The sequence below is a fragment of the Marinobacter changyiensis genome (assembly GCF_009193265.1).
GTDB lineage: Bacteria > Pseudomonadota > Gammaproteobacteria > Pseudomonadales > Oleiphilaceae > Marinobacter > Marinobacter changyiensis.
In genome coordinates, this window is sequence record NZ_VZZZ01000003.1 from 179,273 (window position 1) to 200,482 (window position 21,210).

The following is a 21,210-nucleotide window of genomic DNA, read 5'->3' on the forward strand; positions in this document are numbered from 1 at the left end:
TGCCTTTATCCGGCCCGGCGTTTGCGAGCAGGCATGAGGCTACGCCACTGTATCAGAAGTCGCTGCGCTTCGAGCTCGGGATTCGCATTGTAAATACTGGCGGACCTGGCCTCATGGACGGCATCCCGTAGCTGATGCGCCCGAAAAGCGGGGTTCACCGAGGCCAGAAAAGTCAGCATCTCTGCCGCCTCGCTGTCTCGCGGGCTCCCGCCAGCTCCCACTCGGGCCAGATCTGCCGCCCACACTTCCATCAGCCCCAGCGTGGCCTCCAGACCCAGAGTTTTGAAGGGCTTCGAGGCCTCGGAGACCGGGATTTCAGATTTCATATAGCGCCTGAAGGCTTTCAAAGCGTCAGCCCGCAGTACCAGAAAATCACCGGCCAGATAATCGAACGCCAGTCTCGGGGCAAACCCGGCCAGTTCCAACGCCTGCCGTTGCAGGTCTGCACTGTACTCGGCTCCCGCACTGGCCAGTTTACCCTGCAACCAGTCCATGGCGATTTCAGCCTCTGGCGTCGGAATCAGCAGTCGCTGACAGCGTGACGTCAGTGTCGGCAAAATCGGGCGTCCGGTTTCCTGCAATAACAACAGCACTACATCCGCCGAGGGCTCCTCCAGAGTTTTGAGCAGCGCGTTGGCAGCGTTGATATTCAGCTGATCCGCGCGATCAACAATAATGAGTTTCCGACGCGCGACCTGGGGAGATGCCACCGCAAAGCCTGACAGCGCTCTGATTTGATCAACCTTGATCATGCGGGATTTTTCCGGGGTGTACACCCGCACATCCGGGTGAGACTCTCCTGCCAGCAATTCACATTGCTTGCAGGTGCCGCAAGCGGTCAGGCTTTCGCCGGATGGCCGCTCGCACACCAGAAACGCTGACGCTTGCTCGGCGAATGCTCGCTTGCCCACGCCTTTCTCACCGGCAATCAGGAGCGCGTGGGGTAACTGGCCTGCGCTGAATCTGCCGAGTAAAGATGTCCTCGCCGCATCGAGCCAGGGCATTGCATGTTTCGGTGTGCGCAAGATTTACCTCGGTTTCTGATGACGCTTGTCAGTTTGGTGCAACGCTGTGCGGAAAACCGCCAACAACCGCCGCATACGGGCAAGATCTTGCTTGCGAGCATGCCGCAGCGCTTTGTGTGAGACTCCATAGTAATGATTGTTCAGACCCCGGGCAAAGGCCGCTGCCGGCTTTTGCGCTGCGGGATACTCATCTCCGACTCTGCGGGCAAGCTGTTCCGGGGTGTCACCGGGTTCTATCCCAAGCCCCTTGCGCTCCAGCAACCGGTGCCAGCGTTGGATCAACCGGCTATAGGGGTCACGGGACCGACCGGAGTGTTGCTGCCACAAGCTGAACAATCCGGCTATCAGTAACGCCGCCCCGACCAGGCCCGCACTGAAATAACCCAGCTCCCGCAAGCCAACCCCCCCGGGCAATCGCGACATAAGGTCCATTTGCGACTGGCCCTGATATCCGACTACCCACCGCTGCCATTGATAGTTGATTCGGTCCAGGTACAGCGAAGCCCACTGCACAACGGCCAGATCGCCGTAGCGTTGCGGTGACGTCCAGTTGTTTGCCAAAAAAGAGCCCTCCTCTGCCATGGCGTCACGCAGTCCGCTTTCGATGCGATCAGGAGAAATAGCCGCCGTCGGGTCCATCCGCGTCCAGCCGGCATCAGAGAGCCAGACTTCTACCCAGGCGTGGGCATCGTATTGGCGTACCAGCACATACTCGCTCTTCCCGACCACCTCACCGCCCTGATAGCCGACCACCACCCGAGCCGGCACACCCGCTGCGCGCAGCAGAAACGCCGCCGCGCTGGCGTAATGCGCACAGAATCCGCGTTTCTCATCAAATAACAGATTATCGATACCGTTCTCCGGCATCACCGGCGGCCGGAGCGTGTAGAAATACTCGTCAAAACGGAAGCGTTCCAGAATGGATTGTGCCAGTTCCCTCGCACCGTGGGTTTTCTGCCTCATTTTTTCCGCGAGTGCTCGCGCCCTCGGATTTCCCGTGGGCGGCAACTGGAGGTAACGGCGGCGGTCCAGATCTGTCAGTGAAGTGCTGCCCTCCAGATTGGCACCGGCAGGCTCTACCGCCATGCGATATCGCACACTGGTATCCGCCGGGCGTTTGAAGCGGAATAGATCACCGGGCCCGACACGGACGTTGTCCGACACCGCCACAGAGTTTTCAAGGGCAAACGCCCAATACTGGTTTGTGGCGTCCATCAGGACATCGTATTGATTAGACTCCAGTTCGCCGATACCACCGTCCAGGGCCACTCTGCCGGGCCTGATGAAAGCAGCGTCATCCCTCTGATCCCAGGTTTCACCGTCAAAGCGGTCCAGAATCAGGCCTCGCCAGTAGCGGTCCCGGTGGACCGGAATCGCACCGCCGAAGGCGGCCCGGAACGCCCGCTCACTGGATTGCGCCAGGTCTGAGATCGAGCCAGGCGTCATGGTGTCGCTGATGCCGGTTGTGCCCCGATCTGACACCAGCGGTACACTCCAGAGCGGCGCCATGCGGGGAAAAAACACGAACAGCAGTACCACAATGGGGAGCGTTTTGAGCGTCATCATACCCAGTCGTTTCCAACTGGCCCTGATCGCCCCTGCCAGGGTAGGCGCGTTAAGGACTTGCAGGCCGATCAGCAGACACACCACGCCGATCAGATTTACCACCGTCCAGCCGATCCCCTGCTGGAACAGGAAGTTCACTGCTGCCAGATAGGTGAGGATGAAAAACAGTACATAAAAATCCCGGGAGGCACGGGTTTCAAGCCATTTAAGACCAGCCGCCAGCACAAAGAAGGACGCCGCAGTATCCACCGAGAAGCGTCCGTTTACCGTTATGACATACAGGGCGACGGTAGCCAGCATGATGGCGGTGCGGAGCAATCGGCCCGGCAATCGTAAATGACCCAGTTGCGCCAGCCACCGCCAGCCGCCCAGGGTGACGCAGACAGCGGTCAACCACAGGGGCAAGCGATCAAACTGAGGCAGTATCAGAATACCGAAACTGATGATCAGCCAGATCAGGGCGCGAGTGGGAACACTGTGCCCCTTGACCTTCATGCAGCCACCCGATTGAGCGGATTCGGAACACCGAATAGCGCGAGTGCCCGCAAACAGCGCACTTTGTGAGCCGCGCCCCCATCCGGGTCGATAACCTGGCCGGGCAACCTCAAACCGAAAGGATGGCCGGATTTTTCCCGCTCCAGCACCTGGGCGCTGAGGTAACTTAACCGCAATTCCTGGTCAACGCCCGGGAAAGCCCCATAGTCCAGCCACTGGGGGCTGCCCTGCTCGCCCTCCCAGTGTGCAATGATCATATCGCCACTGCGGGCATAGCGCTTCCAGAGTACCCGTTGGCTAAGGTCACCGGTGCGCCAGGGCCTCAACTCGGCGTGATCATGACCATCAGCGGAGCGTTCCTCGGATTCATCATCACCCTCTGTTGAGGACATGCCTTTGTCGGGCGGTGAGATCGGTCGGGGATACACAACGCCGTTGGCCACGGGACGCAACCAGGACCAGGCACTGAGCAAGCCAAAAGGAAAGCGGGTTTCAATGCGGAGCTGGTCCATGCCCAGATACCCCCGGGCTGTCGACTTGACCAGAAACACCAGGTCCAGGGGCTCGCCCGCCAGAACATTCTGATGCTCAAGGTGGCGATCAGTGGTTGACAGCTGGATCGCAGCGGCATTTTCATCCGACGCGGCGGCACGGAAAGTAAAGGGAATATCGTCACCGGCGAAGCCTTCGCCAGCCTTGATCAAAGCCAGCTCAAGGCCAGACAGGTTACGATGGGTCTGGTGCATGGCGGCGACAAAAACAGCGCCGAGCAGGAAGGTCATCAGGTAGATGAGACTGTTCTGGTAGTTGATTGCAGTGAGCAGCATGATGACCAATAAAAAGGCAAACACGACCCCGGCACCGGTGGGCAATATAAATATGTTTCTTTGAACACAACGCTGGGTATCCGATCTGGGGATTCGTTTGTGAACCCACCGACTCCACCGTCTTCTTAGCGCTTTAACCATCCATCACTCTCTGTATCGGTTCGACCATCATTATCGGGCATGCCGATTAAACTCAGGTTCAATGTACCCTTCAAGCACACACAAACCTAAAGATACCTGGCGAGACTCCAAACTGATCACACCATCACCCGAAAAGCCTTAAAAAGCACCACATCGCCGCAAATACCCGACTCCAATTCTATTATTGGTGGATTCCGGCCGCTCTTCACCCATACTTTCTGTAAAATAAGATAACCAAAGGCTATTCAGAGGCTCCTTAGATCAGTCTCTTTACAAAGGCTGCAATAATCGTTTTGTGAGCTGCTTGGCATTGTTTTCATTCATCGGGGAGTCGGCTTGAACCACCATCACATCGAGTCCTTGAGTGCATCCCGGTACGCGCGCTTGCGGTTTCATGCCAGCAAGGAGCCCGATTTCGTGTTTCTGGGGAGTACGGCAGATCATGGTAACCCGGGCCGCTACCAACACTTTTCAGCCTGCGCCCACCGTCAGGTTAACTTTGACCGATCCACCTGCGCACGGCAATACGGGCGGGTCCCGTCGGGGCCTGTAAGTCAGGCTCTCACTGAGGCCGCGGAGCCCTTTCTGGTTGATGCGTCCATCGTCAAACATCCGCTGCCCGGCGGCTGGGTCGGATTCATCAGTTACGAATTCGGCTATTTACGGGAACCCAGACTTCAGGCGCTTTGCCCCCAAACGCCGGCGCCGGTTTTCAGCGCCGGTCTGTTTCTGTGGATGGCAAGCTACGACCGCACCACCGGCGAATATTCCCTGTTCCTTCATAAAGATTGCGACACCAAGACCCGGGCAAAGCTGGCTGCCTGGCGGCGAGAGCCTGAGACCGAACCGCCACTGCCCTGGCGTATGACACAGTCATTCGAGGCATTACAATCCCGGGATGCCTTTCTTGAGCGGATACACCGGGTGACAGACTACATCCAGGCTGGGGATTGTTATCAGGTCAATCTTGCCCAGCAATTTCAGGGCACGTTTGAAGGCGATCCCTGGTCAGCGTTCGTGGCGCTCAGCGATGGTCACCCGACACCCTTTGGCGCCTTTATCCGGTGCAAAGGGCAAGCCCTGCTGTCGATCTCCCCTGAGCGCTTCCTGGCAATCGACCGTGGCTGCGTTGAAACCAGCCCTATCAAGGGCACCCGCCGTCGGGGCGACACCCCGGAGGAGGATGCGGAGCTGGCTGCAGAATTACAGACTTCAGAAAAGGATCTGGCCGAAAACCTGATGATTGTCGACCTGTTGCGTAATGATCTCAGCGTCAATTGCCAACCCGGCAGCGTCAAGGTCGACCGCTTGTTCGAGCTGGAGTCCTATCAGAATGTTCATCACCTGGTGAGCCATGTGCAGGGCGAGCTTATGCCGGGTACTGATCCGTTCAAGGCACTGCTGAATGCCTTTCCGGGTGGCTCGATCACCGGTGCTCCGAAGATTCGCGCCATGGAAATCATCAGGGAGCTGGAGCCTTGCTGGCGCGGGCCCTATTGTGGCTCAGTATTTTACTGGGGGCTGAATGGCCGGATCGACAGCAATATCGCGATTCGGACACTCTATTGCGAGGAAGGCAAAGTACGGTGCTGGGGCGGCGGCGGCATTGTGGCGGATTCCGACCCGGCCAGCGAGTATGAGGAGACGCTGACCAAGGTGCGCCCCCTCATGAAGCTGCTGGAAAACTTGCGTTAATCCGTTTGGTGATGGAGCTCGCTGGCGCTCAGGAACTCCGCTTTCAGTTCATCAAACGTTTGCACGGCCGGGAATTGCGGAAACTCATCGATAACATTCTTCGGTGCATGAAACAGAATGCCCACCTCGGCCTGCTTCAACATGGTGGTGTCGTTGTAGGAATCACCAGCAGCGATCACCCGGTAATTCAGAAGCTGGAAAGCCCTGACTGACTGGCGCTTCGGGTCCCGCTGGCGCAACAGGTAGTTGGTGATGCGGCCTTGCTCGCTGACCTCCAGTTTGTGGCAAAGCAATGCCGGGTAGCCCAGCTTCGCCATCAACGGCATCGCAAATTCATAAAACGTATCGGACAATATCACCACCTGAAACCGCTCCCGCAGCCAGTCGATAAATTCCCGGGCGCCTTCCAGCGGGTTCAGCGTGCCAATGACTTCCTGAATCTCCGGCAGACCGTAACCGTGCTCATCCAGGATTCGCAGGCGCTGCTGCATAAGCACATCGTAATCCGGAATATCCCGAGTGGTGGCCTTGAGCTCTTCAATACCCGTTTTTTCCGCAAATGCGATCCAGATTTCCGGAATCAAAACACCTTCGAGGTCAAGGCAAGCAAGTTCCACAAGAATCTCCTGTCAGCTTTGAATTAAGAGCCAAAAAGCTATAGCCGGGCTCCGGTGCGCGTATCATAGAAAAAACCACCCTGAATTGCATCGCCTGTTCGCGTCGGCATAAGGTTAGACGCGGTGATTCCTTCAGCCCGACGCCGGACAATGGTAGATTTACCCCAAAATAATCACCGACCGTGAGAGTTTATGACCGACATCGACCAGTTGAAAGATGACCTTCAGGGCCAGTCTCCCAGAGCGATCATCAAGGTGGCTCTGGCCCGGTATGATAACATCGCTATTTCGTTCAGCGGCGCGGAAGACGTCGCGCTGATCGAACTGGCCCACAAAATGACCGACAATCTGAAGGTTTTTACCCTGGACACCGGACGGCTCCACGCAGAAACCTATGAGTTCATTGACCGGGTTCGCCGCCACTACAAGATTGATATCGAAATCCTGTTTCCGGATGCCGCTGAAGTGGAGGCCCTGGTCAGCAACAAAGGCCTGTTCAGTTTCTATGAAGATGGCCACTCCGAGTGCTGCGGGATTCGCAAGGTCAACCCGTTACGCCGCAAACTCGCTGGTGTTGATGCCTGGATTACCGGCCAGCGTCGAGACCAGAGCCCGGACACCCGGAATGATGTGCCGATCGTACAGCGGGATGAGGCGTTCTCAAGCGATACCCGCACGCTGGTGAAATTCAACCCAATGGCAAACTGGACCTCGAAGGAAGTCTGGGATTACATCCGGATGACAGAGGCGCCCTACAACACACTCCATGAAAAGGGCTTTGTCAGCATCGGCTGCCAACCCTGCACCCGGCCAATTCTGCCCGGGCAGCATGAGCGGGAAGGACGTTGGTGGTGGGAAGAGGCCACGAAAAAGGAATGCGGGCTGCACGCGGGCAAAGTGATCGCCACAGAATGACATCAACGTGAACTTCCCACTCACACGGCGTCAGTAGGTGGGAAGTTCGATGTCCCGGAACAACTCTTCGATTTCCGCCCGGCTGCCCTGATGGGCGACGGCGTTGTCCACTCGCTCCTTGGTGAGATGTGGCGCAAACCGCATGATGAAATCGTACATATAACCGCGCAGGAACGTGCCCTTGCGGAACCCGATGCGGGTCACACTCGGGCTGAACAGCTTGCGGGCGTCCAGAGCGACAAGGTCGGTGTCGACTTTCTCATCAAACGCCATACTCGCGATGATCCCCACCCCGAGACCCAACCGGACGTAGGTTTTAATCACGTCAGCATCTGCCGCCGTGAATACAACTCTTGGTGTTAAACCCCCAGACTGGAATGCCTCGTCCAATTTGGAGCGACCGGTAAAGCCAAACACGTAAGTCACCAATGGATACTCCGCCAGGACCGGCAGGGTAAGCTCCCGCACACTGGCCAGCGGATGGTTCTTTGGCACGATCACCGAGCGGTTCCAGCGATAGCAGGGCATCATGATCAGGTCACTGAACAGCTCCATCGCTTCGGTCGCAATAGCAAAATCCACCGCGCCGTTGGCGGCCATCTCGGATATTTGCATGGGCGTGCCCTGATGCATGTGCAGAGACACATCCGGGAAGGATTCGATAAACCCCTGGATAACGGGCGGCAAGGCGTAACGAGCCTGGGTATGGGTGGTTGCTATACTGAGATCGCCCTTACGCTGGTTGCTGAATTCCTGGGCGATTTTCTTGATGCCCTCAACGCGGCGAAGAATCTCACCGGCCTCACGGATAATCGTTTCGCCACCGGGGGTAATTCGAGTGAGATGCTTACCACTGCGGGCGAAAACCTCGATACCCAACTCATCCTCCAACAGGCGGATCTGTTTCGAGATACCGGGTTGGGAAGTGAACAGGCTCTGGGCGGTGGCTGACACGTTTAGCTCATGGTGCGCCACTTCCCAGATATAACGCAGCTGCTGTAATTTCATTTAACCACCCGTTTTCTGATGTGTTCGGTTTACCGTCGAGTATGCTATGCGTATAAAAATATTCACATTCATACTTTTAAAGAATAGATAATGCCTGATAAGCAGTGTAGACCAAAACCTTCTTTATAACGGATTGCCTTCAAATAATAAGAACGACTATTTCAATGCTCGATCAGGCGGCGAAACGGCGGCAGCGCGTCCAGTAACAGCTGTCCATAACGTCTGCTGATGATGCGCCGGTCCAGAATCGTCACCCGTCCGGTATCAGATTCGGTTCTGAGTAATCGACCTACGGCCTGGACCAGCTTGATGGAGGCATCGGGCACCGTTATTTCCATAAACGGGTTGCCACCGCGACGGGTAACCCACTCCGCGAGGCTGGCTTCGATCGGATCATCCGGAACCGAAAACGGCAACCGGGTAATGATCACATGGCCAAGATAGGTGCCTGGCAGGTCAATACCCTCGGCAAAACTGGCCACTCCGAACAGCACGCTGGGCCGACCATTGTCGACCCGCTCACAGTGCCGGCGTAACACCTCACCTTTAGCCATATCGTCCTGGGTGGTAATCAGCTCCGGGTACTCCGGGGCCAACCTGTCCCGCACCACATGCATTTGCCGCCGGGAAGTAAACAACACCAGGGTCGCTTTTTCGCCTGCCCACAGACCCGGCAACTTTGCTACCAGTGCGTCCGTGAAGGCTTCTGTTTCAGTCGGCAACGCGGGCATGGTCGGCACTTCCACGGTGGCCATTTCGCCATAGCGGAAGGAACTGGGTACCACCAAAAAGCGGCTGTCCTCTGGCAGCCCTGCTCTGGCCTGCAAACGGTCAAAACGCCCCAGTGCTGTCAGGGTAGCGCTGGTCAGAATAGCGCCGTAAACCCGCGACCAGAGCCGGGTATGAAGCAGGCTGTTGGCCAGCACCGGGCTGCTGTAGAACGTGATATCTTCCCCATGGTCCCAATGTTGTCGGATCGCCCAGCGCGCCGGCGGCGGATTTTTCAGCCGCTTGCCCTGAGTGCCCTCAGAGTTTTCACCTTCGGCCGTGCGATGTTTTTCACACCAGGCAACCCATAACCGGAGCTGGTCTTCAGCGCGGCTGTGAAAGCCACCCAGAATGGGAAACCAGACCTCGGCGGTGTCCCGGTCAATATCATGTTCACGCTTATCGTCAAACGCTTTCTGGAGCTCGTCAACCAATACGCCGAGCTGGCGAGCCAGGGCTGCAGTGGATATCTGAGCAGAGGCCGCCAGCTCAGCCATTGCGTCCGGCAGTTCCCCTTCCGGGTACCGCCATTGCGCTGAGCGGCGCTCCTCGCTGAATTCCCAGACCGTGTTCTGTTCCGCCTCGTCGTAGACTTGAACGATAACGTTGTCGAGGTCCCGTGATGCAGCGCTGATTTTATCCACCGCTTTGGCCGCCAGGGTGCCAGGGGTCAGATAGGGAGGAATCTTCGCCAGTGCCTGGGACAGCTGTTTCAACCATTGCCGGGTGGCATTGAGCGGCACAGACGCCGCAAAATGATTCAGCGCTTTATCCGGCAGGTGATGGGCTTCATCGAAAATAAACAGCGCGTTTTCAGGCTCCGGCAAAATCGCGCCGCCACCCAGCGCCAGATCTGCCAGCACCAGGTCATGATTGGCCACAATCACATCGGCGTCATCCAGACCTTTGCGGGCATCAAAAAACGCACAGCTGTCGAAATAGCTACAGTGCCGGTTGGTGCACTGCCGGTGATCGGTAGTGACCTGGCGCCAGGTATCGTCGGGAATCTGGCTCGGCCAGTGGTCCCGGTCGCCGTCCCACTGACGGGCGCCATAGCGGGCCAGCATGTCCTCAAAAAATTCCCGGGTACCGGGCTCGTCGTTACGGGGCCCGTCGAGAACAAACAGTGGCATGCTCTCGCTGTCACCCACACCTTCTTCATGGAGGCGGGTTTCCAGACGGGACAAACAGAGATAGCGCCCTCGACCCTTGGCCAGGGACCAGGTGAAGTCCAGCTTGCTGTGCGTCTTGAGATCCGGTAGGTCCTTGTTAACAATCTGATCCTGCAGGGCGACCGTTGCGGTAGAGATTATCAGCTTTTTACCCAGAGCCTGAGCCACCGGTATCGCCGAGACAAGGTACGCCAGGGTTTTGCCGGTGCCCGTCCCGGCCTCGACAACACAGGCCGCCGGGGCTGAGGTGCGCTCACCATCATTGGCGGTGATATTGCCGATATAGCGGGCGATTTCGGCAATCATCAGCCGCTGACCGTAGCGGGCACGAATACCCTTACCACTGAGAACATCGCGGTAGGCTTGCTGGATCGACGATTTGACAGCTTCAGATAATGCCATCAGCGGGGGCTTATCCAGTCGCGTACCACCCCGACCCGGAAGCGCTGGCCATCGAGGCTCAGCTCGACGCCCTCGGGCGTAATTCGATCCACACGAATTCCGGAAAACTGCTCGCCCGGGCGCAGGTACTGATCGTTGATCATCACCCGCCGGGCAGACGGATCAGAGGCGTAGATGTGACTGTTGAAAATCAGGGTCGGCACCCGACGCTGGAATGACATGGGTAACTCAACCAGATGCGGAACCCGCTCACCTGAACCAAACCCTCGGCCTTCGCTCACACCTTGGGGATAATCCTCCAGAGGCGCACTCCAGGAAGGAACGATCATCGTCGGGCGCTCTTCACTCTCGTTGACCAGCTCTGGATAAGGCTGCGGCGTCCTCTCGTCGAGTGTCTCTGTGGCGGTCGATGGTGCGGCACCCTCTGCTTCGTCTTTTGCCGGGGCAGCGGGCGCCTCAACAACCGGTGCAGGCACAAAGACATCGTCTTTTACAACCTGTGGCGCTGGTGAGCTCTTATCTGTAGACAGGGTGACCCCCTGGGACATAAACCCGATACCGGGCCAGAAGATGGCGGCCAGAATGAGGGCATTCAGGATCAGCCCGATGCCAACCCAGACCGTCACCGAAACAGCCTTTTTCTTCGGCCGATGTATCAGTTGCACCTGCTGGCCGAGATCCGGGACCCGTCCTTGCCGGCGCTCGCTTTCTGACTTCCTCAGTGCATCGAGAATATACGACATATCAGCTCGCATCCTCTTCGGCGACAAGGTGCGGGACATTCGGGTTCAAATCATGGCTTAGCTGGATCAACGTCATGGCACCGGCGATTCCATCATCCACCAGGCCCTTTTCCTGTTGATACCAGCGGATCTGGTCGTCCAGCGCCAGGGCCTCCAGACGCTGGCGCTCTGAAGCATCACGGGCATAGCGCCGAACCACCTGCATCAATTGGGCATTCAGCCATAGTTCCCGGTTTGCACTTGCACCGGCGTTAGCATCGGATCGCATGTAAGGAGGCAGGCGCCAGACAAGTGAATAATCACCAAACCAGTGCCGTTCGATATCACTCATTAATACTTCACGAGGCCCCGTGGCGGAGGCTATGGTGGCTTTGTCGCCGGCAAGCGAAATCACAGTGACGAATCGCTGCTCGCCCTCATCACCCCTCAGCTCCAGAATCACCGGATGGTTGATTTGTCGCAGGCTTTGCCAGTTGCCCTGTCGGTGCAAACACCTCAGGCCGGTAGTCTCTGCAAAATCACAGGCGACCGGATTATCTCCAGGCTGATAGTTAATGCCCCACACCCCGAACAGGGACTGAAACGCATTGTCCAACGCTACACCGTTGGCCTCTACCGCAAACGCCAAACTCTGTTCTGCCACCGGTTGTTCCTCAACTGGAGGATCTCGCGAAGGCTCTGGTTCCGCTACCAAAGCGGCCCCGGATTCATCATTTTGATCTGATGGCAGCTCCCTTTCAACGACGGGCACCACCGGGGCAGTTTCTGAGCGCTCAACGACGCCCGCCTGCACCGGGCCTTCGTCACCAAAGCTCACCGTGCCTTTGGGAAATAATCCCACAGTCAAAACAACCGCTACCGACAGGCTCACCACCACGGTTGCGATAAGCAAATTTTGTGTTTCCCGCGGTTTCATTTTGCGGGATGGCGTCCGGCCCAGGACTTCTTTTGCTGCCGCTTTTATATGGCGAGCGTCGACGTGGTGAAGGCCTTCTGCATAGGCGCCCAGCAGGGCGCGATCACTGATCAGGTTGATCAGTCGCGGCACGCCCCCGCTGCGCCGGAACAGGAGCTTCACAGCACCCGGGCTGAATAACTCGGCTCGCTGACCCGCCACACTCAGCCGATAGCTGAGATACGCGGGCAATTCGCTGCGCTCAATGGCATCCAGGTGATAACGCGCTGTTACCCGCTGGGACAACTGGCGCAGTTCTGGTTGGGAGAGCATTTCCTGTAATTCCGGCTGGCCCAACAACACGATCTGAAGCAGCTTTTTTTCGGAGGTTTCCAGATTGGTCAGTAACCGCAGTTGCTCAAGCACATCGGCGGAGAGGTTCTGGGCCTCATCGATCATCAACACCGTGTGACGGCCGGCAGCGTGGGTCTCAAGCAGGTTGGCATTGATCAGGTCAATCATCCGCTTGATGCTGGAGTCGGCCGGATGGTCTATGCCCAGCTCATCACAGATACTGGACAACAGCTCCCGGGAGGACAGTTTGGGGTTGAGAATCAGGGCAATATCAACGTGGTCCGGAACGTTCTCGATAAAACAGCGGCTAACGGTCGTCTTGCCTGTCCCCACTTCGCCGGTAATCACAATAAAACCACCTTGACCTTTCACCCCATACATAAGGTGGGCCAGCGCCTCTTTATGGCGTTCGCTCAGATAAAGATAGCGTGGGTCGGGTGCAATCGAGAACGGGGGCTCACGAAAGCCGAAAAAATCGTAATACATGCGTGTCCAGTCAGGTGCGCTCGGGTTCACAATCATACCGTCAGGGTCTTGCGACGTCACTAACGGATCAAAGCAGACATTACCCTTCAGACAGGTTCAGTGGATGAAATAAGGCGGAGCTCGGCCTTGTGCCGCTTTTGCCGGTCCCGAAGGCGGGCAATGCAGCGTTCCAGAGTCTTTGAAATTTTACCGTGGGCGCGAATCATCGAAATTTTCGGCCAGGTGGCACGCTCACCTTCCAGTATCAGTTGCCGGACAAACGCCGGGTCCGGATTACTGAGCATTCGGCGATAGTGTCGCAACTCATAGTGAGGCGCAATGGTTACATCACCGGAGTAACGCTGGGCCATGATTGCGTATATTTGCCCTGCCACCTGCCGCAGCAGCTCCGGGCGGACCCGTTTGCGGAGGTAATCGAATACCCCCCGACCGTGGAACTGCATTTCCGACTTGAAGAGGTGAAACGGTAAACCCGCCAAAGCCAGTTTCTCATCGTCGCCCATCCGGTTCAGAAACGGCACAACGTGGGGGTTAGCCTGGCTGACGATGGTGAAATTCACATCGTACAAATGCATCAGGCGCTCGATTGGCAAATCACTGACCACCGACCCGTCCACAAACTGCAATCTGGGCATGTAAGGCAACTCATTACCATGCATGTCCTTTTTCATCAGGGTAACAGGAGGGAAAATACCGGGTACCGCTGCGCTTGCCAGAGCGCCACTCCATACCAGCTGATAGGGTGCGGTATAGCCGCAAAGCAGGCGGGCTTTCTGATGGGCCTGCACCGGCGACACACTGATATTGATGGACCGGCCGGTGCGCTGGAAGGCTTCCTCAAAGGTGAATTCACCAATGTTAGCGCGCAAACATGCCCGCAGCTGAGCCTGATCCATCAGCCCCTGCCCCTTGAGGGCGTTAACCACGCCACTGTATTTCCAGGCGGTCAGGTGATGGTTGTCCGGATTCAGCATTTCGGGAATCTCGGCATCCGTATGAACACCGAGCATGGCGGCTATAACCGCCCCGGCACTGGAACCGGCGATTACCTGTGGCAACAGCCCCCTTTCCCACAGCGCTTTGATCACACCCAGATGAAACATTCCCAAAGTAGCCCCACCGCTAAGTAGCAGTGCCGGCCGTCCATAGCTGGTCAGGGTGTCACGGAAAAACGGGATCTTGTCTTCATCGGATACGCCGGCAACCGGTTGGTCACAAAGAAAGTCCAGGGACTCACAGACTTCGGTGATGTATTCCTCAATGAGATGTTTCGTGCCAACCCTGGAGCGGGTATAAAGCGCCGCGCTGCCCATATTACCCAGATCGTGATGAAGCCCCTCACGTAGGGCACGCTTGAGCCGTTCGTAATCTTTTTGCTGATGGTATTGGCGCAGACTGCTGAGGCGGTCGTAAATCAGTTCATAGTGGTAGAGATCGGAAACAAAATCCTCTTTCCACTCAACGTTTCCCTCCAGAAAATCCAGCTCCAGCGCCGCCCCTTTCCAGACTTCGTAGTTTGGCGCCTCCGACAGCATCTTGCGAAACTTTCGAATCTTTCCACTAGTCATTGTGTCTGCTCCATTCGATCACGCATCAATCATAGCTGACCACCACAGACGCCCGATCCACGTAGAAAGATCAGAAATCCTCGAGCATCAGATCCTCGTCATTCTCACCACTGGCAAAGGGGTCAGAGGAGGGCTGACCATCATTAATAAGATACGCCCGTCTTTGCAGATATGCGTTCCTGACGAAGGTGTAAGGATCGCCGGAAATAAAGCGTTCAGCGGGAATCAGATCTGCTCGTCGGTCAACGACCTGCAGACCGATCAGATAGTAATAATCAGGCTCGTCCACCACCGTTGTCAGGCCCGGTAACGTTGTAACGTCTACCACAAAACCGGTGAAATCACGCCCGGTTGAGGGCCCCAGGAACGGAAGCATCAGGTAGGGCCCACTGCCCATCCCCCAATGGCCCAGGGTCTGGCCAAAATCTTCCGGACGTTCGGGCAACTCAAACACCGTCGCCACATCAAACAGCCCGCCCAACCCGAAAACGGTGTTATAGGTAAAACGGCCCACAGCCACCACCGCCGCCTCGCCCTTCAACTGGAAGATGCTGTTGGCAAAGTTACCGATTTCCCCGATATTGCCGAAAAAGTTGGTAACCGCCCTATCCGCCAGGGAAGGCATAATGGCTCGATAACCCTGCGCCACAGGCTTCAAGAACCAGTCATCAATGAACACGTTGAAGTTGTAGACTTTGCGGTTCCAGTTTTCATAAGGGTCTGATTGTCGTGCGGCACCATAGCGGATGTCAGCATCGACGCCGTCGGTTTGTGCAGTCACGGCGAGCGGATTCAGGCATAAAAGCAGGAACACGACTTTTATGCGGGTGGTATTCATTGCAGAGGGTAAGGTCATGTTCAGGCCCGAAATTTTGACTTGACGGTTTAATCGTCGACAATAGCCGTTGTTTATCAGGCGCACTTATCATTGCTGACCTGAATCACCCAGAGGAATCCTTATGTCTGAGCCCGGTAATCTTGTCCACGTTATTGAAATGCCCCTTCGCTGGGGCGACATGGACGCTTACGGCCACGCCAACAATACGGTTTATTTCCGGTTTTTTGAAGAAGCGCGCATTACCTGGCTGTCTTCGCTCAAACTGGGTCTGAAGGGTGAGCCCACCGGCCCGATCATCATAAAGACCAGCGCCACTTTTCTGAAGGAACTCAGCCACCCGGCCACAGTCGAGGTGAGAACATACGCTGGAAAAGCCGGAAATACCAGTCTCGACACCTGGCATGAAATTGTGGACAAACAAAGCGGCGCCCTCTACTCCGAGGGTTACGCAAAAGTTGTCTGGTTTGATCGCGAAGCGCGAAAATCCGCGCCATTGCCCGACACGCTGCGGGCACTGGCGACATCCTCTTAACGGCGGCGAACCACCACGCTGCCAATTGAGTACCCGGCTCCAAACGAGCAGATAACGCCAAGATCTCCTGACACCAGATCATCCTGGTGTTTATGGAAAGCGATGATCGATCCTGCGGAGCTGGTATTTGCGTACTCGTCCAGAATCACCGGGGCTTCGTCCTCGGTGGCGTCCCGGCCCAGAACGCGGCGTGCGATCAGCTGATTCATGTTCAGATTGGCCTGGTGTAACCACATTCGCCGCAGAGAGTCCGGCGTCAGCGATAAACTCGCCAGATGTCCCTGAATGGTCTCGGCCACCAGCGGAGAGACCTCCTTGAAGACTTTTCTTCCCTGCTGGATAAACAATTTATCCGGTTTGCCAACGCCCTCTTCGTCCGCCCGATTGAGGAAACCGAAGTTATTACGGATGTTATTTGAAAACCGGGTTATTAGCCGGGTGCCCAGAACATCAAAGCCCTGGCCGTCAGCAACGTCCGAATCCCGCTCTACCAGAATCGCGGTGCAGGCATCTCCGAAAATGAAATGGCTGTCCCGATCGGTAAAGTTCAGGTGGCCCGAACAGATTTCCGGGCTGACCACCAGTACGGCGCGCGCAGTCCCGTTCTCAACGGCGTTCACCGCAGCCTGTAGGCCAAAAGTTGCCGAGCTGCAGGCAACGTTCATATCATAGGCGAAACCGTCAATGCCCAGTGCTGCCTGAACTTCAATCGACACTGCCGGGTAAGCCCGCTGCAAATTGGAGCAGGCGACAATCACCGCATCGACGTCCGCTGCAGTCTTGCCCGCGCGGGTCAGCGCGTCATTACAGGCCGCCACCGCCATATCACATTGTACCGACGGCTGATCGTTGCTGCGGTCCGGAATATGCGGGCACATGCGCTCCGGGTCGAGTATGCCCTCCCGGTCAATGACATGACGGCGTTTGATGCCTGAAGCTTTCTCGATAAAACTGGATGCCGATGGCTCCATGGCAACAAGTTCGCCCCGTTCAATCTCGTTGCGGTGCCGCTCATTATAGAGCTCAACGTAGGCGTTGAAGGCCTGCACCAGTTCATCGTTATCAATCGTTGCTGGCGGAGTATAAAGTCCGGTTCCGCTAATGACGGCTTTAATCACGCATTACCCCACGACATGTTAGTGAAATACAGTTCTGTTATGCGATGAATCTTAACACACCCAAGCAAAGATACCCTGCCCGCGCCAAGCCAATAAACCGGATCAGATTCGCACCTTTTCCCACTGCTTATCGAGACGTTTTACCGACACGGTAAGATCGGTGCCCAACTGCTGCGCAAAGAACGAGACCCGATACTCTTCCAGCATCCAGCGATACAGCACCAGTTCCGGATCACGCACTCCCTGACGCTGGTGATCATCCCGCTTTTTAGCGTAGCGGGCCCACAAAGGCTCTATGGTGTGCAGAAATTCCCGCTCCCGACCCATCTCCCTGGGCATTTTCTCGAGCCGCACGTCGGCTGCGTCGAAATAGCGGGGGAAATGCGCCAGCCATTGGTCCGGAGTGGCGCTGATAAAACCGGGATACACCAAGTTCTGGAGCTGAAATTTCAGATCTGCCATGCTGTTCGCCAGCGCCAGGTTGATCTTGCCTTTGAGCTGTTTCATCAATCTGTTATAGCCTTTCAGGGCGTTATTCAGGCGTTCATCCGCCGCTTCCAATACCGGTATGAAATCCGCCCGCCCGGCATCGAACATGGCCTGGAACTCTGAGGCGGAACGGGGCAAGACCTCCCGGGTAAAGTGTGACATCGCTGTCGCCAACAGCAGATCATCCAGCAAACCACTGGCCTTACCAACCGGGGCAAACAACAGACCCGAGGCTTTGAAAAAGGGCAACCGTCGTTCGATATCGTTAAGGGTGTTACTGAGCCGAATCAGAATCAGCCGCGCAACGGCACGACGGGTACTGTCTTCTGCGGTCAGGGGATCAAGAAATCGGGTCGTCCTGGCACCTTCTGCTCCCAGGTCTTCCAGCGCCGGGTAGACAGTTACCTGCATGCCACCCCGCTCGGTCTGCACGAAAGCCGGCAATGTCCCGAACTCCCAGTCCCGGGCGGTGATCTGCTCGATGTGACTGTCAGTGGCGGATTCGGAGGTCCTGAGTGCAGCCTCTGCCTGTTTATCAAGCCGGTCCTGCAGTTTTTCGATATCCCGGCCCTGAGCGACAACCTCGCCTTTGTCATCCACAACCCGGAGATTCATCCTGAGATGGCTGGAAAGCTCTACTGCTTGCCAGGCATCAGGCGCAATCCGAACACCGGTCATGCGCCGGAGTTGCTCACCGAGCGTCTGGGTCAGCGGCTCATTGGAGGCCGTCATATTATCCAGTGCGGCGTCCACAAAGTCCGGCACCGGAACAAAATTCCGACGCACCGATTTCGGTAAGCTTTTCACCAGCGCAATGCATTTTTCCCGTACCAGTCCGGGCACCAGCCATTCCAAGCGTTGTGCGGGTAGTTGCTTGAGTGCCATCAACGGCACTTTCAATGTCACCCCGTCATCGGTTTCTGTGGGCTCAAACTGATAGTCGAGCGGATACTTTACCCCCTCCCATTCCAGGTGATCCGGAAACTGCGCGCCTGCTCCGCTATCCAGAGGGCGCTGCAGCACATCTTCCTCCGACAGCTCCAGGTTTTTGAGGCCGGCCTCGTCAAGGGAGTGCCACCAGGTCTCGAAATGCCGGCCACTGACAATGTCAGCCGGCAGGCGCTGATCGTAGAAATCCACCAGAGCCTGTTCGTCCACCAACAAGTCACGTCGCCGGGTTTTACGCTCCAGATTCTCAACCGAATCGAGCAACTGGCGATTGACCTCGATAAAAGAAGCACTGGTATCGTAATCGCCTTCTACCAGTGCCCGCCGGATGAACAGCAGCCGGCACTCTGCCGGGTCGACCTTGCTGTAGGCAACCCGGCGTCTGGGGATAACGTCGAGGCCGTAAAGCGTCACTTTCTCATAGCCCATCACCTGAGCTCGCTTGCGCTCCCAGTGAGGCTCGAAATACTGCCGCTTTACCACATGAGCCGCCAGCGGTTCGACCCATTCGGGCTCAATCCGTGCTACAACGCGAGCAAACACCCGACTGGTCTCGACAATTTCCGCCGCCACAATCCACTTGGGCGAAGTTTTCGCGACCTTCGAGCCGGGGAAAATCAGCACCTTTCGGTTACGGGTTGCCAGATACTCGCGTTTCTCCAGTTTGGTGGCAACCTGACCAAGCAAGCCCGCCAGAACGGCCTTGTGAAGGCTGTCATAGGTAGCGGGTGTTTTATTGAGTGTGAGCTTCTGTTCCCGGCAGATCAACGCCAACTGGCGATGAATATCCCGCCACTCGCGCATTCGCATCCAGGACAGGAAATGCTTTTGACACACTTTCTTTAACTGGTTCTGTGACAGCGTCTGGCGCTGCTCTTCATAGAAATTCCAGACATTCAGCAGGGTCGCAAAATCCGAATCGGTGTCATTGAACGGCGCATGGGCCTGATCGGCAGCTTGCCGTTTGTCCTGGGGGCGCTCTCGAGGGTCCTGAATACTGAGCCCGGCAATAATGATCAAGGTTTCCGACAGACTGCCCAGTTCGGCGCTGGTGACCAGCATCCGGGCCAGCCTCGGGTCCAGTGGCAGCCTTGCCATGGTACGCCCGAGGCTGGTAAGCCTGCGCTTGTCATCCACCGCGCCCAGTTCTTCCAACAGCTTGTAGCCATCGTTGATCTGACGGTTATCCGGGGCTTCAAGAAACGGGAAGCGCCGGATTTCTCCCAGTCCGGAACTGGCCATCTGAAGGATGACCGATGCCAGATTGGTGCGCAGGATTTCCGGGTCTGTGTATTCCGGGCGATTGAGAAAATCCGCCTCATCATAAAGCCGAAAACAGATACCGGGGGCAACCCGGCCGCAACGTCCCGCCCGCTGATTGGCACTGGCCTGTGAAATGGGCTCGATGGGCAAACGCTGGATTTTGGAGCGCACACTGTACCGGCTGATGCGGGCCACCCCGGTATCCACCACATAGCGGATGCCCGGTACCGTCAGTGAGGTTTCAGCCACGTTGGTGGACAACACCAGACGACGGCCACTGTGGGACTGGAACACCCGGTTCTGCTCTTTGTTGCTAAGCCGGGAATACAGTGGAATCACCTCGGTATGACGCAACTCCGCATGGCGCAGATTACGACTCATGGCGCGGATTTCCCGTTCACCGGGCAGGAACACCAGCACATCGCCCGGCGGCTGACCCATGCTGCGCTCATGCTGCTCAACTTCTTCCAGCGCAGAAAGTACACCCTCGGTCCAGCCTTGATCCTTGTCTTCGTCATCCCCAGCCAATGGCCGAAAACAGACGTCGACCGGATAGGTACGACCGGATACTTCGATCACTGGAGCATTGTTGAAAAACTGACTGAACCGCTCCACCTCGATGGTAGCCGAGGTGATGATAACTTTGAGGTCCGGGCGCGATGGCAATAGCTGACGTAGATAGCCCAGCAGGAAATCGATATTGAGGCTCCGCTCATGGGCCTCATCAATAATGAGGGTGTCGTACCGGTCAAGGAACCGGTCATGCTGAACCTCTGCCAGCAGGATGCCATCAGTCATGACCTTGATCTGGGACTGCTCGGAGGTGGTGTCGGTAAAGCGGATCTGGAAACCGACCCGTTCCCCCGGGTTCTCCCCGAGCTCTTCAGACAAGCGCGCCGCTACGCTGCGGGCGGCTATACGGCGGGGTTGCGTATGCCCTATCAGGCCCCGGGTACCACGCCCAGCGTTGAGGCACAGCTTGGGGATCTGCGTGGTTTTACCAGATCCGGTTTCACCGGCCACGATAATAACCTGGTGCTGTTCCAGCGCCGCCCGGATATCGTCAATGCGTTCTGATACCGGCAGACCCGGCGGGTAGTTTGCCGGCTTATGACCCGCTTGCCGTTGCTGCACACGGGCCAGCCCCCGTTCGAGCCACTGGTTGATCTTTCCCCTGTCATTCGATGTCAGGGAACCTTTTTTTCGGGTAACGAGTTTGCGAATGCGGGCAGCTTCCCACTGATTGCAGTGTGACAACTGGTCCATCACAGCTTTCATACCAGCGTCTGTGGCCAATACCGCGGCGTTAACCTGCTCGTCGTCTGTTGTCTTGCTACCCATGAAA

The 21,210-nt window shown here is 56.8% G+C and carries 15 protein-coding genes; 3 read left to right on the forward strand and 12 right to left on the reverse strand.

Features of this window, described 5'->3' with window-relative positions; translation table 11 throughout:
* Positions 1–5: 5 nt before the first annotated feature.
* The 3 genes from F6Y09_RS09600 to F6Y09_RS09610 are packed head-to-tail and all read right to left on the reverse strand — an operon-like array spanning position 6 to position 3,937.
* Positions 6–1,025, reverse strand: coding sequence for a DNA polymerase III subunit delta' (locus tag F6Y09_RS09600; protein ID WP_425481829.1), 1,020 nt, complete (start codon positions 1,023–1,025; stop codon positions 6–8).
* 3 nt (positions 1,026–1,028) lie between these two features.
* The gene (locus tag F6Y09_RS09605; RefSeq protein ID WP_152206719.1) at positions 1,029–3,086 is read right to left on the reverse strand and encodes a transglutaminase TgpA family protein; all 2,058 of its coding nucleotides are present in this window, start codon (positions 3,084–3,086) and stop codon (positions 1,029–1,031) included.
* On the reverse strand, positions 3,083–3,937 hold the full coding sequence (locus tag F6Y09_RS09610; RefSeq protein WP_246180441.1) for a DUF58 domain-containing protein: 855 nt from the start codon (positions 3,935–3,937) through the stop codon (positions 3,083–3,085). Before F6Y09_RS09610 ends, F6Y09_RS09605 begins: the two co-directional genes overlap by 4 nt.
* A 453-nt stretch (positions 3,938–4,390) precedes the next feature.
* Between F6Y09_RS09610 and pabB the strand changes: the two genes are divergently transcribed.
* Positions 4,391–5,749: an aminodeoxychorismate synthase component I gene (pabB, locus tag F6Y09_RS09615; protein ID WP_246180442.1), complete on the forward strand. Its 1,359-nt coding sequence runs from the start codon at positions 4,391–4,393 to the stop codon at positions 5,747–5,749.
* Here the strand turns inward: pabB and thrH are convergent.
* Positions 5,746–6,366 carry a bifunctional phosphoserine phosphatase/homoserine phosphotransferase ThrH gene (gene thrH / locus F6Y09_RS09620; RefSeq protein WP_152206721.1) on the reverse strand — a complete coding sequence of 207 codons (621 nt, stop codon included), beginning with the start codon at positions 6,364–6,366 and terminating at the stop codon, positions 5,746–5,748. The two genes, pabB and thrH, sit on opposite strands and share 4 nt — an antisense overlap.
* Before the next feature lie 192 nt (positions 6,367–6,558).
* Here thrH and F6Y09_RS09625 point away from each other — a divergent pair, with 192 nt between their 5' ends.
* Positions 6,559–7,281: a phosphoadenylyl-sulfate reductase gene (locus F6Y09_RS09625; protein ID WP_152206722.1), complete on the forward strand. Its 723-nt coding sequence runs from the start codon at positions 6,559–6,561 to the stop codon at positions 7,279–7,281.
* 30 nt (positions 7,282–7,311) lie between these two features.
* Here F6Y09_RS09625 and cysB read toward each other — a convergent pair whose 3' ends face one another.
* The 6 genes from cysB to F6Y09_RS09655 all read right to left on the reverse strand — a co-directional run bounded on the left by cysB (position 7,312) and on the right by F6Y09_RS09655 (position 15,533).
* Positions 7,312–8,289 (reverse strand): HTH-type transcriptional regulator CysB, encoded by a 978-nt coding sequence (cysB, locus tag F6Y09_RS09630; RefSeq protein ID WP_152206723.1) that lies wholly within the window; start codon positions 8,287–8,289, stop codon positions 7,312–7,314.
* A gap of 161 nt (positions 8,290–8,450) precedes the next feature.
* Entirely contained in the window at positions 8,451–10,631 is a 2,181-nt protein-coding gene (gene dinG / locus F6Y09_RS09635) for an ATP-dependent DNA helicase DinG (protein WP_152206724.1), read from the reverse strand.
* A complete protein-coding gene (locus F6Y09_RS09640) occupies positions 10,631–11,374 on the reverse strand; it encodes a general secretion pathway protein GspB (RefSeq protein ID WP_152206725.1) in 744 nt (247 codons plus the stop codon). Before F6Y09_RS09640 ends, dinG begins: the two co-directional genes overlap by 1 nt.
* A gap of 1 nt (position 11,375) precedes the next feature.
* Positions 11,376–13,145 carry an ExeA family protein gene (locus F6Y09_RS09645; protein WP_343031096.1) on the reverse strand — a complete coding sequence of 590 codons (1,770 nt, stop codon included), beginning with the start codon at positions 13,143–13,145 and terminating at the stop codon, positions 11,376–11,378.
* A 50-nt stretch (positions 13,146–13,195) separates the two neighbouring features.
* Entirely contained in the window at positions 13,196–14,677 is a 1,482-nt protein-coding gene (locus tag F6Y09_RS09650; RefSeq protein WP_152206726.1) for a DUF3336 domain-containing protein, read from the reverse strand.
* A 70-nt stretch (positions 14,678–14,747) separates the two neighbouring features.
* Positions 14,748–15,533, reverse strand: coding sequence for an MlaA family lipoprotein (locus F6Y09_RS09655; protein ID WP_246180444.1), 786 nt, complete (start codon positions 15,531–15,533; stop codon positions 14,748–14,750).
* A gap of 103 nt (positions 15,534–15,636) precedes the next feature.
* Between F6Y09_RS09655 and F6Y09_RS09660 the strand changes: the two genes are divergently transcribed.
* Complete coding sequence (locus F6Y09_RS09660) at positions 15,637–16,047, forward strand: acyl-CoA thioesterase (protein ID WP_152206727.1); 411 nt, start codon at positions 15,637–15,639, stop codon at positions 16,045–16,047.
* Here the strand turns inward: F6Y09_RS09660 and F6Y09_RS09665 are convergent.
* Positions 16,044–17,165 (reverse strand): beta-ketoacyl-ACP synthase III, encoded by a 1,122-nt coding sequence (locus tag F6Y09_RS09665; protein ID WP_152206728.1) that lies wholly within the window; start codon positions 17,163–17,165, stop codon positions 16,044–16,046. The genes F6Y09_RS09660 and F6Y09_RS09665 overlap by 4 nt on opposite strands.
* Positions 17,166–17,267: 102 nt before the next feature.
* Complete coding sequence (gene hrpA, locus F6Y09_RS09670; protein WP_246180480.1) at positions 17,268–21,143, reverse strand: ATP-dependent RNA helicase HrpA; 3,876 nt, start codon at positions 21,141–21,143, stop codon at positions 17,268–17,270.
* Between the last annotated feature and the right edge of the window lie 67 nt (positions 21,144–21,210).

Excerpts from the sequence above, each read along its gene's own strand:
- F6Y09_RS09605 (WP_152206719.1), bottom strand. The coding sequence starts at position 3,086 with ATGAAGGTCAAGGGGCACAGTGTTCCCACTCGCGCCCTGATCTGGCTG.
- F6Y09_RS09625 (WP_152206722.1), top strand. The coding sequence starts at position 6,559 with ATGACCGACATCGACCAGTTGAAAGATGACCTTCAGGGCCAGTCTCCC.
- cysB (WP_152206723.1), bottom strand. The coding sequence starts at position 8,289 with ATGAAATTACAGCAGCTGCGTTATATCTGGGAAGTGGCGCACCATGAG.
- dinG (WP_152206724.1), bottom strand. The coding sequence starts at position 10,631 with ATGGCATTATCTGAAGCTGTCAAATCGTCGATCCAGCAAGCCTACCGC.
- F6Y09_RS09640 (WP_152206725.1), bottom strand. The coding sequence starts at position 11,374 with ATGTCGTATATTCTCGATGCACTGAGGAAGTCAGAAAGCGAGCGCCGG.
- F6Y09_RS09645 (WP_343031096.1), bottom strand. The coding sequence starts at position 13,145 with ATGATTGTGAACCCGAGCGCACCTGACTGGACACGCATGTATTACGAT.
- F6Y09_RS09650 (WP_152206726.1), bottom strand. The coding sequence starts at position 14,677 with ATGACTAGTGGAAAGATTCGAAAGTTTCGCAAGATGCTGTCGGAGGCG.
- F6Y09_RS09655 (WP_246180444.1), bottom strand. The coding sequence starts at position 15,533 with ATGACCTTACCCTCTGCAATGAATACCACCCGCATAAAAGTCGTGTTC.
- F6Y09_RS09660 (WP_152206727.1), top strand. The coding sequence starts at position 15,637 with ATGTCTGAGCCCGGTAATCTTGTCCACGTTATTGAAATGCCCCTTCGC.
- hrpA (WP_246180480.1), bottom strand. The coding sequence starts at position 21,143 with ATGAAAGCTGTGATGGACCAGTTGTCACACTGCAATCAGTGGGAAGCT.